At 72.9% G+C, this 13303-nt stretch carries 9 protein-coding genes; 4 read left to right on the forward strand and 5 right to left on the reverse strand.

Going from position 1 to position 13303, the window contains the following annotated elements; genetic code table 11:
- The first annotated feature begins 37 nt into the window (after positions 1 to 37).
- Together KWI83_RS22670 and KWI83_RS22675 are read left to right on the forward strand one after the other, a co-directional pair.
- Positions 38 to 820, forward strand: a complete 783-nt coding sequence (locus tag KWI83_RS22670) for a hypothetical protein (protein ID WP_308122138.1) — start codon at positions 38 to 40, stop codon at positions 818 to 820.
- 201 nt (positions 821 to 1021) lie between these two features.
- A complete protein-coding gene (locus KWI83_RS22675) occupies positions 1022 to 2296 on the forward strand; it encodes a hypothetical protein (RefSeq protein ID WP_218516210.1) in 1275 nt (424 codons plus the stop codon).
- On the opposite strand, the gene KWI83_RS22680 is transcribed toward KWI83_RS22675, so the two are convergent.
- Positions 2289 to 2594: a hypothetical protein gene (locus tag KWI83_RS22680; RefSeq protein WP_256362662.1), complete on the reverse strand. Its 306-nt coding sequence runs from the start codon at positions 2592 to 2594 to the stop codon at positions 2289 to 2291. The genes KWI83_RS22675 and KWI83_RS22680 overlap by 8 nt on opposite strands.
- Positions 2595 to 2904: 310 nt before the next feature.
- Positions 2905 to 6126, reverse strand: coding sequence for a CHAT domain-containing protein (locus tag KWI83_RS22685; protein WP_218516211.1), 3222 nt, complete (start codon positions 6124 to 6126; stop codon positions 2905 to 2907).
- 137 nt (positions 6127 to 6263) lie between these two features.
- Here KWI83_RS22685 and KWI83_RS22690 point away from each other — a divergent pair, with 137 nt between their 5' ends.
- Together KWI83_RS22690 and KWI83_RS22695 are read left to right on the forward strand one after the other, a co-directional pair.
- Positions 6264 to 6665 carry a hypothetical protein gene (locus KWI83_RS22690; RefSeq protein ID WP_218516212.1) on the forward strand — a complete coding sequence of 134 codons (402 nt, stop codon included), beginning with the start codon at positions 6264 to 6266 and terminating at the stop codon, positions 6663 to 6665.
- A gap of 6 nt (positions 6666 to 6671) precedes the next feature.
- Complete coding sequence (locus KWI83_RS22695) at positions 6672 to 7622, forward strand: hypothetical protein (protein WP_218516213.1); 951 nt, start codon at positions 6672 to 6674, stop codon at positions 7620 to 7622.
- A gap of 801 nt (positions 7623 to 8423) precedes the next feature.
- Here the strand turns inward: KWI83_RS22695 and KWI83_RS22700 are convergent.
- From KWI83_RS22700 to zwf, 3 genes are read right to left on the reverse strand one after another with little or no spacing between them, the layout of a single operon-like run.
- The gene (locus tag KWI83_RS22700) at positions 8424 to 10817 is read right to left on the reverse strand and encodes a glycoside hydrolase family 65 protein (RefSeq protein ID WP_218516214.1); all 2394 of its coding nucleotides are present in this window, start codon (positions 10815 to 10817) and stop codon (positions 8424 to 8426) included.
- Positions 10814 to 11560: a beta-phosphoglucomutase family hydrolase gene (locus KWI83_RS22705; protein WP_218516215.1), complete on the reverse strand. Its 747-nt coding sequence runs from the start codon at positions 11558 to 11560 to the stop codon at positions 10814 to 10816. Before KWI83_RS22705 ends, KWI83_RS22700 begins: the two co-directional genes overlap by 4 nt.
- A 3-nt stretch (positions 11561 to 11563) precedes the next feature.
- On the reverse strand, positions 11564 to 13039 hold the full coding sequence (gene zwf, locus KWI83_RS22710) for a glucose-6-phosphate dehydrogenase (RefSeq protein ID WP_218516216.1): 1476 nt from the start codon (positions 13037 to 13039) through the stop codon (positions 11564 to 11566).
- Positions 13040 to 13303: the final 264 nt, after the last annotated feature.

The following is a 13303-nucleotide window of genomic DNA, read 5'->3' on the forward strand; positions in this document are numbered from 1 at the left end:
AGGACTGTTGAAGAGGGCGGACACCATGGCGAGTCGCGTGAGCAAGGTCAGCCTCCTGCCGAAGGACATCGGCAGCCTCAGCCGCACCGTTCCCCCCGCCCTGCCGGGCACGCTCTTCGTGCTGGGCGCGAACGGCGGTATGAGCGTGGCGCCGGACGCGGACTTCCCGCTGCTGTTCGGGCGCAACGAGCCCGACGTGCACGTCTGTGTCGGAGCGGACGACACCTGTGTCAGCCGACGCCAGGGACTGATCACCCGCGACTCCTCGCGCTGGGTGCTGCGCAACACCGGCAAGCTGCCCATCCGCTTTCCCGGGTCACGCCTCGTGCTTCGCGGCGATCAAGCCCAACTGCCCAGCGGATACACCCCGTTGTTCGTCGTCTCACCGCGGCAGGAGCACCTCCTGGAGGTCCGGATCGCCGCGCCGGCGCCGTCGTCCGGCCCGGGGAACGGTATCGAGGCGTGCGCGGACGAGACGTACGAACAGGGGCGCAGGGACCTCGGCCCGGAGGAGAGGCTGGTGCTCGTCTGCCTCGCTCAGCGCTATCTCCGCAACGACCCCCAGCCGCAGCCCCTGACCTGGGCGCAGGTCGCCTTCGAGCTGGGCGAGCTGCGGCCGGGGGAGCGGTGGAGCGCGAAGCGGGCCGCCCACATCGTCGCGAACGTACGCAAGCGGCTCAGCAAGGAGCACCGCGTCCCCGGGCTGGTGGAGGAAGAGGTACCGCAGCCCGTCGGCAACGCGCTCAACCACAACCTCATCACCGACCTCCTGGTCACCACGACGATCACCAAGTCGGACCTGCGCACGCTGGGGGAGTGACGCGCCTCCGGCCTCGCCTGCGCGCTGCACGAAGCCCGGACGGTCGCGGCCGCGGCGGCACCCGGGCACGGCGTGCCCGCTGGTGCGGGACACGAGTGCGGTAAGTGCCCGAGGCGGAGCGGGAGGGGTCACGCCGACCCCGTGCGACGGTTCCTCGCCGACGGATCGCCGATCACGCGCGGAGAGAGACGGGGGTACCGGATGACGGTGTCCAGGCTGCTGACCGACCCGACCACAGAAGCCAGGCTCGGCCCCGACGTCCTGGCCGAACTCCGCGCCGGCCTCTGGGCGGTGGACTGTCAGACGTGCGGCCGACGGTTCGGGCGGTGGGAGAAACCGGCGCTGACCGTGCAGGCGGTGGCCGACACAGCCGACGCCTCGCTGCATCACCGCGGCTGCCGGTCACCGCGATGGCGCGAGTACTCGACCGGCGAGGAACGAGAGTTGACCACCTTCCCGCACGTCACATGGCGGGCGAAGCTCATCCTGCTCCCGACGGGCAACACGCCGGTCTTCCTGGTCAACCCGTACTACGAACTCGCAATGCTGCGCAGGGACGACGGCCGATGGCGTCCGGCCACGCTGGACCCGTTCGCCGCCTACGGGATGGGCACGGACCTGTTCGACGGGGTGATCGCGCAGCCGTCGCTGTCGGTCGTGGTCGCCGAGGATCGGATATCCGCGCAGATCACGGACAACGGGACGGTCGCTCACCGTTGGGACCTCTCGCCGCTGTCACCGAAGCTTCGGGACGCGGTGGACGCAAAGGAATGGCTCACGGTCGGCCTGACCACGTCTCTGGATCTGGGCCGGCGACTGTCGGGCAACCCCCTGCCGACGTTGATCAACGCACGGCAGGTGCGGCTCGGCGCGGCGCGCACCACCTACACCGAGCAGGCGCAGCTGCTGAGCGACACGGACTTCGCCAAGAAGGTGCGCCTGGAGATGATCGCCCTGAGCAGCGAGATGATCAGGAGAAGGCTGGGGATCGAGTACGACGACGACCTGCTGGTGGCCGCGCTGGCGTGCAGCACCGGGAACAGCGCGATGATCATGCGGCTCAGGGGCCGCGACAAACTGGCGTCGGCGCTCCCGGTCGCCATGCTCTACGCGACCACGTCACGGACGGCGTCCAACCGGCCGGCACACGGCGGTGGCGTGCACGTGATGGCAGCCGACGCGACCGGAGCAGCCGAGTGCTTCGAGATGATCGCGGCCGTGGCCGAACTCACCGGCAACACTGTGACCAGGCTGGCCGCCGAGCCGACGGTCGAGCAGCGCAGGACGGAGTACCTGGCCGACATAGTCATCGGCACACCGGAGCAGTTCCGTGCCGCCTACGCGTTCTACCAGGACGACGACGAGGACTGGAGCCTGCACGAAACCCGAGGGCACCTGGCCATGACCATGGGTCTCGACGTCAGGCACAGGGCAGCGGAGCTGATCCACCGCTACCCCAGAGTTGCCGTCATCTAGTTGTTCTGTCCATGCCCAGGACGAAGGCCGGCATGGTGAGCGTGTACTCGGGCGGTTCCAGGGAGAGTTCCTCGCGCATGCCGCGCCGCGCGACGTCGTGCAGGTCGGGCGCGTTGCGGCCCGCCGAGTCGATGAGCCGGGACAGCCCCTCGTTCACCGAGGAGCCCCACAGCCCCGGACCCGAGCGCACGTTGTCGGCTCGCCGGGTGACGACGAGCAGGTGGTCGGCAGTGACGACGGCCACGTTCACGCCGAAGCTGCACTCGCCCTCGACGACGAGCGCCGACGTGTGGAGCACGCCCGATGGAGAAGGTCGACCACGTGGGGAGTGAGGCGTCACCCTGGCGGTACGTCAGCCGGCACGCGGGGTGCGGCCACGGCCCCTGCCGTCCGGCCACGCCACCGGCTGCGACGCCCGCCACGTCGCCGCCCCACAGCCCGACGGCCGGGGCGCTGCCGCCGCGCTCCGCGCCGCACTCGCCGACGCGGACCTGGCTCGGTCACGACATCGGCCACGTCAACGCCCACGGCACCGGTACCCGCCTCAATGACCTGAGCCCGAGGCGAAAGGCGGTGACCACGGTGAGGCTCGGCCCTGTGGGCCGCGCTCACGCGCCCACGTGCAGATGGGCCGCCCACAGCGAGGGCGAGAGGCGGGTCCGCTCCCGCAGGGTGCGTACCGCCGTGTGCAGGGCGTGCGCGCAGTGTCCGAAGGCGAGCGTGCCCTGTTCGGTGCGCAGACCGGCGTAGAAGGCGTCGGCGATCTCGACGGACGTGTCGTCCGCGGTCTCCCACAACGTGCCGACGACATGCGGGAAACCCGCGAGCTGGAACGCGGAGCCGAGATGGATCGCCTCGTCCACCAGCTCCTCGGCGTCGACGGCGGCCGTGCGGCACGCGGACAGGAAGGCGAGCCGGACCTCGTCCAGACTCAGCGGCGTGAGGCTGGCGACGGTGAGCGGTGCGGTGGCGTGGTCGGCAAGCAGGAGTCGGCTCCTGGAGGGGTCCGCCGGATCGGTCTCCCCGTGGCATGCGAAGTGGGCGACGTGGCAGCCGGGCAGGTGGGCCAGGACGTGGTCGCGGGTGGGCGTGAGGCCACCGGGGCCGCCGGGTTCCAGCAGGACGTGCCGGGGCAGCCGGTCGAGGAGCATCTCTCGCTCCATCTCCACGTGGGCGAGGTCCCGGTCCGGGAGTCCGGGCGTGAACGGCATCGCGACGATCAGGGCGCGTTCGCCCTGCGGCGGGACGGTCGGGGCGTCGTCGCGCTGCTGGGCGTGGCGCAGGGCCCGTACCGTCGGCGCGTACGAGGAGACGACCCGGTCGATGACGGCCCGCCGCAGCGGGTCGGGCTCCGTGCGGGTGCCGTGGTATCCGGCCGCGTGCAGCGGGAGCAGGCTCAGCAGCCCGCCCGGCACCCACCACACCCGGGGCCAGTCCGCTCCGGCCGGGGGCTCCCGGTCGTGTCCCAGCCGCAGCAGCACGGGTTCCGCGACCACGTCCCACAGCCATGCGAGGAGTCCGCCCAGCTTCTTCTGCGCCTCCTGGCGCCGGTCGCCGTCCGGGTCCGTGGTGGCCTCCCTGAGCGCCTGCTGGAAGGTGCCCACGGCCCAGTGGAGATCGTCGTACCGCAGCCGGGGGAGTGCCATGGCGCTCACCCCGTCCGTGGTGAGCAGCAGCGCGCTGCAGCCGTAGCCGCTGACGTTGACCACGACGACCGGCCCGTGCTCCGCTCCGCGCAGCAGTTCCGGGGCGGAGGGCGGCAGCCCGAAGGACTCGAATCCGTCGCCGAGGGAGCGGATCTCGTCGAGCACGGCCGCGAAGTCACGTGCCGTCGTGTCGCGCGGCCGGTGGCCGGGCCCGTCCACAGCGGCCGTGTCCCCGGCGAGCGGGAGGAGCGCGGAATCCTGCGACGGTACGTCGAGTGCCTCGCGCAACGCGACGAAACGAGCTGCCAGTCCGGGGTGCCTCGCGCGGAGTTCGGTGAGGTCGCTGCGCGTGTCGAGGGCCTGGCCGAGCAGCACCCCGCGGCCCGTCTCCAGCAGCTGGAGCGCGCGCAGCGCCCGGTTCGGGTCGCCGCGGCGGGCGAGGGTCCACGCGGCGGCGTCCGCGGCCAGCCCGGCGAACTCACCGAGCGTGTACTGCTGGTCGTGGCGCTCCAGGTGGCGCGGGGCGACCGAGGGCAGCAGCTCGACGGCGGTCCGGAGCAGATCCGCGGCCCGTACGTCCACGGCTTCGGCCAGCAGCCGGGAGCCGTGCCGGGCGGCCGTCACACGAGTGGAGGGCGGCGCTGTCTCCTCGGCTGCGGCCCGCCCGAACGCGGCGATCGCCTCCTGCCGGTCCGATGGGTCTCCGGTCTGCCGGAACCTGGTCCGCAGTGCCTCGCCCAGGGTGAGAAGCCGGTGCCCCGATTGCGAGTGCCCGGGGGAGGTGGCCGCCACCGACGCGCGGGCCACGGCGACGGCCTCCTCCAGGTCCGCCGGTGCGGCGCCCGCGGTGCGGGCCCGGTTGGCGAGGGCCCCCGCCAGGTGGGACAGACAGGTCGTCCGCTCGATGTGGCCGGCCGGAACGGCGTCGACCGCAGCGCGGAAGGCGGAGATCACCGGGTCCCAGTCCGGGGCCGCCTCGCCGGACAGTACGCCGTACAGGAGACGGACGTGCAGCGCGATGCCGAGCTGGAGCAGCACGCGCCAGCGGTGGGCATGACCGGCCGGGACGAGCCGGGCGGCGGCCCGCTGCGCGGTGACCGCCGCGTCGCTGTCGCGCAGGTCCCTGGTCCGGTGCGCCCGGAGGGTCAGGGCGTGCCCCAGGGCCGTCTGCACCGACCAGCGTTCGGGATGGTCCTGGCCCATCGCGTCGAGCGCTTCGCGCAGCGCCGTGAGGGCCGTGTCCAGATCCGACATGCCCCGGAACCGGATGAACCGTCCCAGGAGCGTGTCGGCGAGATTGTTCAGGCGGTACATCCGCCGGGGGTCGTCCGCGGCGCTGGCCTCCACCGCCTGCCGGCCCACCGCGATCGCGTCGTCCAGATCGGCGGGATCCGCGCCCCGCTGGAACCGGTACCTCAGCGCCAACCCCAGGTTGGACAGCACCATGGGGCGACGGGGATCGCCCGGGCGAACGCAGCGCACGGCCCTGCGCATGGCCGCGATCGACTCGTCCAGATCCGCGAGGTCGCCGTACTGCTCGTACCGGGCGCGCAGGGCACCCGCCAGACCGTTCAGCCGGAGCACCAGATCGGAGTCGTCCGGACCGGTCGCCTCGACGGCCGCGCGGTGGGCGTCGATCGCGGCGGCCAGGTCCTCGTGCGTCGCCCGGCGTTCGAAGCGCGTGTCCAGCGCGGTCCCCAGGTTGGCGAGCCGCTGCGCCAGACCGGGATGACCGGCGGGCGTCGCCTCGAGAACGTACTCGCACTGCTCGATGACCGTGTCGAGGAGGACCGGGTCGGAGGAGACGAGCATCCGCTTCAGCCGGGGAATGACGAGGTCCTCGGCGGCGTTGCCGATGTGCCGCAGCAGGTCCCGCGGCAGGTCGCCGATGCCCGCGACAAGGCACGGGGCGAGCAGGTCCACCACTTCGGCGAGCGCGGAAGGGGTGCGGTCGTCGTCCCATGGCTGCGCCATCACCTGCAGGAACGCCAGCCAGCCCAGCCGGTACGCGGCCTCGACGTCCGCCGGGTTCTCGGCAAGGAGCGCTCGCAGTGCCCCCGCTTCGGCGTGCGCCTGCGCCGACCGCACGAGGGCGGCGTCACCGCCTGACCTCACCTGCCGCAATCGCACTCGTACGGCGGCCAGAAGCCGGTCACGGGCGGGCGGCTGCGGTTCGCTGTCCATCGCTCGCCGACAGTAGTCCAAAAGGCTGCGATTGAACCGGAGTTGACAGACCGTCCCCGATCTCGCCACTGTGCGGTTTCCGCCGACCATCACGCATCGCACCGCACGAGCAGGTCGCACCGCCACCGGAGAGACGCATGACCGACCGACCCGCCTGGCAGGCCAGGCGCACGGCCGAGGCCCTGGCCCACTTCTTCACCCACCTGGAGGACATCCGCGAGGAGTTGCGCCGAGGGGCGAGCCGCGACGACGGTCCCGTGGACCGGCTGCTGGCGGCCGTACGGGACGACGGGGACGTCGACGACGCGGTGCGCCTGCTGCACGAGCACATCCAGGCCGACGGCGACCCGCGCGGCCTGTACGGGCGCACGCGCGGCACGGGCGCCCGGCTCGCGGGATTCAGCACCGCCGACCGGCCCATGAAGGTCTATCTCTGTCCCCATCGCCGCTGCACCCGCTACGACTGGCCCGATGCGGCACCGGACGGACCGCCCACCTGCGACCTCGACGGCACCCCTCTGCTGCTGAAGAGCGTGTGACGTCCGGTGAACGGACTCCTGGCCGAACTGGGCAAGCGGCTCGCCGAACGCTGGTTGTCCCTGCTGGTGCTGCCCGGCGCCCTGTTCCTGGCCGTGCTGTTCGCCGGAGCGCGCCTCGGGCACGGCGACTGGTACCACCTCGCCGCACTGCCCGGCCGACTCGACCGCCGAACCGCCGCCCTGACCGGCTCCACCGCGAACCTGCTCGTCCTGCTGCTGGCCTTCCTCCTCGCCTCCGCGGCCTGCGGCGTGGTCGCCCAGGCGCTGGGCTCCCTGCTGGAACGCCTCTGGCCGGCCGCCGACTGGCCGGGCTGGCCCACGCCCACACACCGGCTCGTACGACGACGGATCGCGCGCCGCCGCGGCCGCTACGACCGCTGGCGCGACCGGGTGGGACGAGCCAGGGCCGCACAGCACCTGGACGGCGCCGATCCCGACGCGGCCGCACTCCGGGTGGCCGTCGCCCGCCACCGGCTCCACCGGGTCGCCGACGACCGGCCCGACCGCCCCACCTGGACCGGCGACCGGCTGCGCGGCGTGGAGTCCCGGCTGCGCGAGGACCTCGGCGTCGACGTCACCGTCGTCTGGCCGCATCTGTGGCTGCACGTCCCCGACACCACCCGGGCCGAGGTCACCGCCGCCCGGGAAGCGATGGCCCGGGCCGCCACACTGACCGGGTGGGGCCTGCTGTACGTCTGCGTCGCCGCCGTGTGGTGGCCGGGCGCGCTCATCCCGCTCGCGGTGGCGGCCACGGGCTGGGTGCGCTTCCGCGCCGCGACCGACGCGTACGCCACACTGGTCGAGGCCGCGACCCGGCTGCACTGCCGTGATCTCGCCCAGCAACTGGGCATGGGCCGCAGCGGCCCGCTCACCAGGGAGACGGGCACAGCGCTGACGGCCTATCTCGCCGAGGGCACACCTCCGCCGCCGGACCTGCGGCTGCCCATCCCGCAGTGACGCGACGGACAGGCGGCGCGAGCGGCCGGTGCCCGGCCCGTGGCAGTTGCCGCTGTGCGGCTCCTAGGGGCCGCGCGCCCCGCCTCGCCCCCTCCGGGCCACCCGTGCGCCCCCGCAGCGCCTGGTACCCCGACCCCACCACGGCAACCAGCGGTACGGTCACCACCGCGCCGATCATCCCCGCCGCGACCGCGCCCCCGACGATGGCGAGCACGGTCAGCACATCGATGGGCAAGCCGGAACGGTGGCTCTTGCAACAGGCGTTCGATCCGGTCGGTCCACGAGACGAACTCCCCTTCCAGCCGACGGGTCTTCACGACAACCCGGTCCGCCGCCACGTCGTCCTGCCGCTGTCGTCCGCACGCGCAACGAACCGCGCCGCCCGTCCGCCACCCGATACAGGAACGCACCGCCGACCTCGGCGGCCTCGAAGCCGACTCTGCGGGTGCTGCCCCGCCAGGGGCGGCGCAGCGTTCCGGGCGGGGCAGCGGAGCGGCCCTCGGCGCCGGCGGCGGTCAGGCCGTACGCGGCGAACCTGACGGCGTCGCAGGCCTCGGCCGCCCACGGCGCGGGGCGGTCGCCGTAGCGGCGCGGTAGGCGGCGAACGCCCTGGTGCGGGGATCGGCCTCGGCGCCGGTGTACGCGGCGCCGATCATCCAGCCTTCCGCCTCGGCCAGGAACCGCCGCCGAGCACATGTTCACCGGCGACCCGGATCGCCCCGGCGGCCCGCGTCACGCCGGGCGCGAGCACAGGAGGCGGCGCGACCGGCCCGCCCTTACTTGTGCCATTTCCAAGGCTGCTTACGGCTGGCCGACGCCGTGCGACCCGGTCGGCTCGCGTCGCACGGGTTCACGCCCCCGTGGCTGCCGCGGCTCCGGCCGGGAGGGTGCGGGCGGGATGGCATGCTCGGCCGGTTCGCCGGATGTCACGGTGAAGGCTTCGCCGTGGTGGAGCAGGCCCAGAGGCTCGCCCTCCAGAAGGACGTAGCGTGCCCGGTCGGTGCGGATCTCGACCCGCAGCCTGCGGCCCCGGACCAGCACGGTGAACGCGAGACGGGCCAGCTGCCCGGGGAGGCGGGGCGCGAACCCCACCAGCGGCTCGCCGTCACCGGCGCCGCCGTGCTGGCGCATGCCTCCCAGGCCCACTACCAGGGCGATCCACGTGCCCGCGAGGGAGGCGATGTGCAGCCCGTCGCGGGTGTTGTTCTCCAGGTCGTGCAGATCCATCAAAGCGGCCTCGCCCAGGTAGTCCCACGCGAGGTGCAGGTGTCCCGTCTCGGCGGCGAGGACGGCCTGACAACAGGCGGAAAGGGAGGAGTCCCGGACGGTGAGGGCCTCGTAGTAGGCGAAGTTCCGGGCCTTCTCCTCGTCGGTGAAGGCGTCGGGGCAGGTCAGCATGGCCAGGACGAGATCGGCCTGTTTGACGACCTGCTTGCGATAGAGGTCGAAGTACGGGAAGTGCAGCAGCAGGGGGTACTGCTCCGGTGCCGTCGCCTCGAAGTCCCACCGCTCAAGGGTGGTGAAGCCCGCCGACTGCTCGTGCACGCCCAGCCTGTCGTTGTACGGCACGGCCATGCGGGCCGCGGCGTCCCGCCAGGCGGACGCCTCCCCGGCCGACGCACCCAGGTCCGAGGCCTCGTCGGGGTACCGCAGCACGCAGGCCGCGGCCGCCTCCAGGTTCCGGCGTGCCATCACGTTGGTGTAGAGGTTGTCGCGGGCGATGGCGCTGTACTCGTCCGGCCCCGTGATCCCGTCGATGTGGAAGACGCCCTCCTCGTCCCGGCAGCCCAGCGAGTGCCACAGCCGGGCGGTGTGCACCAGCAGCTCCAGGCCCGGCCCTCGCTCGAACTGTTCGTCACCCGTGGCGGCCACATACCGCACCACCGCATCGGCGATGTCCGCGTTGACGTGGAAGGCGGCCGTGCCGGCCGGCCAGTAGGCGGAGCACTCAGCGCCGCTGATGGTCCGCCAGGGGAAGGCCGCTCCGGCCAGACCGAGCTGGCGGGCCCGCTCCAGCGCCGCGGGCAGCGTCTCGTGCCGCCAGCGCAGGGCCGGGGCGACGGCGTGCGGAGCCGTGAAGGTGAGCACGGGCAGCACGAACGACTCCGAGTCCCAGAACGCGTGCCCGTCATAGCCGGTGCCCGTCAGGCCCTTGGCCGGTACGGCGCGGCGCTCGGCGCGAGCGGCCGCCTGCAGCACGTGGAACAGGGCGAAGCGGACGGCCTGCTGGATCTGCTCGTCACCGTCCACCTCGACGTCCGCCCGGGACCAGAAGTCGTCGAGGTGGGCCCGCTGTTCGGCGAGCAGGCCCTCCCACCCGGAACTGCGGGCGGCCGCGACCGCGCCCTCCACCTGGTCCCGGACGGCGGGCAGCGACCGCTGGGCCGACCAGCCGTACCCGACGAACTTGACCAGCCTCAGCCGCTGCCCCGGGGCCAGGGTGGCGGTGACGGTGAGACGGCTGACGTCGGGTTCGCTCTCGGCCGACCAGGACGTGCCGTCGGGCCCCTCCACGAGGTGGTCCGCCGCGGCACCCACCCGCTGGCCGCTGTGGCCGGTGCAGTGCAGCAGGCGCAGCCGGGTGCCCTGTGCGAAGTCCTCCTCCGCCCGCAGCGGTGCGTCGATCACGGCGGAGACCCGGGGGTCGCCGGAGGTGCGGGGCAGCTGTTCGTTGGCGACCAGCTCCGACTGGACGGCCACGGTGACCGGCGTGTGGAGCGGCTCCACCAGGTACTCCACGGCGGCGATCGCCCGCTGGGTGAAGGACACCAGGCGGCGGGAGACGACGCGGACCCCGGTCCCGGCCGGGCTGATCCAGTCCACGGTCCTGCCGAGCACACCGGTGCGGAAGTCCAGCACCCGCTCGTGGGCGGCGAGTTCGCCGTAGCGCAGGTCGAACGGCTCGTCGTCGACCAGCAGCCGGATGATCTTGCCGTCGGTGACGTTGATGGCCGTCTCGCCGGACTCCGGGTAGCCATAGCCCGCCTCGCCGTACGGCATCGGGTGCACCTCGTGGACCCCGTTCAGGTACGCCCCGGGCAGTCCGTGCGGTTCCCCCTCGTCGAGGTTGCCGCGCCAGCCGATGTGCCCGTTGGCCAGGGCGAACACGGACTCGCTCTGGGCGAGGACGTCGAGGCTCAGCTCGGTCTCGCGCAGGCACCACGGCTCACAGGCGAAGGACGGGTGGGTGATCACCGCGATCCCTCCAGCAACTGGGCGAGGTCGGTCACGACGAGGTCCGCCCCGTGCCGGCGCAGCTCCGCCGCCTGCCCGACCCGGTCGACGCCCACGACGACACCGAAGCGTCCGGCCCGCCCCGCCTCCACACCGGCCAGGGCATCCTCGAACACCGCCGCCGCACCGGGATCGACGCCGAGCAGGCGGGCACCGGCGAGATAGGTGTCGGGCGCGGGCTTGCCGCGCAGCCCCTGCTCACGCGTGGTGACGCCGTCCACGCGTCCTTCGAACAGGTCCTCGATACCGGCCGCGACCAGCACGTCACGGCAGTTGGCGCTGGAGGAGACGACCGCGCGCCGCAGACCGGCGTCCCGGGCCGCCCGTACGAAGGCCACCGAGCCCTCGTACGCCTCCACGCCCTGCTCGCGGATCACGCGGAGCACCCGCTCGTTCTTGCGGTTGCCCACACCGTGCACGGTCTCCCGGTCCGGCCCGTCGTCGGGTGAGCCGTCGGGCAGTTCGATGCCGCGCGACGCGAGAAAGGTGCGTACGCCGTCCTCGCGGGGCCGTCCGTCCACGTAGTCGTCGTAGTCCTTGACGGCGTCGAAGGGCACGAACGTGCCGCCCTCCCGTTCGGCGCGTTGCCGCAGATACGCGTCGAACGTCTCCTTCCAGGCGGCGGCGTGGACCTTCGCGGTCTGCGTCAGCACGCCGTCGAGGTCGAACAGGCAGGCACGGATGTGATCGGGAAGGCCCAGCACGGCTCACCGTCCGTCCGGCAGATACCAGTGGTGGGGCCGTACGAGCCGCTGGATGCCCTGCGGCCCCCAGGACCCCGGGGTGTACGGCTCGACCGGCGGCGGGTCCTTCAGCAGGGGCTCGGAGACCTCCCACAGGCGATCGATGCCGTCGGCGCTGGTGAACAGGGACTGATCGCCCAGCATGGCCTCCAGAAGGAGATGCTCGTAGGCCTCCAGGGCGTGGTCCTGGGCGAAGGAGCCGGCGTAGTCGAAGACCATCTCGGCCGGGCCCAGCCGCATCTCGGGGCCGGGTTCCTTCGCCAGGAAGCGCGCGGTGATCCGGCCGGGGTCGTCGAAGTCGATGGCGAGCGTGTCGGAGAAGGCCGCCGCGCGGTCGTGGGCGGCCTCCGGGAACATGCGCAGGGGCGGCTGCCGGAAGGTGAGGGTGACCATGTGCCGTCCCTCGGCCAGCGCCTTGCCGGAGCGGAGGCAGAAGGGCACCTTGGCCCAGCGCCAGTTGTCGATCTCGACCCGCAGCGCGGCGAACGTCTCGGTGTCGGAGCCGGGGGCGACACCCGGCTCGTCGCGGTAGCCCTCGTACTGGCCACGCACCACATGTGCCGGGTCCAGGGGCCGCAGACTGCGGAAGACCTTGTCCTTCTCCTCGCGCAGGGATCGCGCGTCGAGGGCTGAGGGAGGCTCCATCGCCACGAGGCCGAGCAGCTGGAAGAGATGCGTGACGACCATGTCCCGGAAGGTGCCGGTGCCCTCGAAGAACCGGGACCGCCCCTGGATGTCGATGCTCTCGGGGACATCGATCTGCACCTGGCTGATGTGCTCGCGGTTCCACACCGGCTCGAACAGTCCGTTGGCGAAGCGCAGCGCGAGGATGTTGTCCACGGACTCCTTGCCGAGGAAGTGGTCGATGCGGAACACGCGGGACTCGTCGAAGACGGCATGGAGGGTGTCGTTGAGGGCGCGGGCCGAGGCGAGGTCCGTACCGAACGGCTTCTCCACGATCACCCGGGCGCCCTCGGCCAGCCCGGTCGCGCCGAGCATCGTGACGACGGAGCCGAACGCGACCGGCGGTACGGCCAGATGGAACAGCCGCCGAGGGCTGCCGCCGAGGGCGCGCTCGGCCTCCTGTACGGCGGCCAGGAGCGGGGCCGGGTCGCCGGGATCGGCGGCCCCGAACGACAGTGCCTCCTCGAAGGCCTGCCACGGGGGCCCTTCGGGTGCCGCCCGGCCGAACCGGTCGACCGCCTGCCGGGCATGCTCGCGGAACTCCTCGTCGCCGAGGGCGTCGGCGGCGGGCGCCGAGCCGACGATGCGGTACCGGGAGGGCAGCAGGCCCGCCCTGGCCAGATGGAACAGACCGGGCAGCAGCTTGCGCCGCGCCAGGTCGCCGGTCGCCCCGCAGAGGACGATGACGTGATCGTCCGGGAGCCGGCCGGGCGGGGCGACGGAGCGGGTGCCGTCGTGCCGGTCGTCAGTGGCCATGGTCTGCTTCCCCGTCCTCGGCTGACCCAGGGTCCTACAAGGCACGGTAGTGGCGACGACGCGGGTCGGCTCGGCGGGCGTGCTCCAGGCGGGCGGCAGCGGCATCCCCGGACCTGGGTGAGGCGGCGAGTACGGCCTGACAGGCGGCCCAGGCGGGTGGGCTCAGCAGTGGTCGCAGACGGGTGAACAGGGCGAGGAGTCCGGTGCCCCACCTCGCCGGGCCGCGCCACGCCTGCTACGGAACCGACGGATTCCCCACCGCCC

Origin of the sequence: Streptomyces sp. TRM70350 (assembly GCF_019219825.1) — a bacterium.
GTDB lineage: Bacteria > Actinomycetota > Actinomycetes > Streptomycetales > Streptomycetaceae > Streptomyces.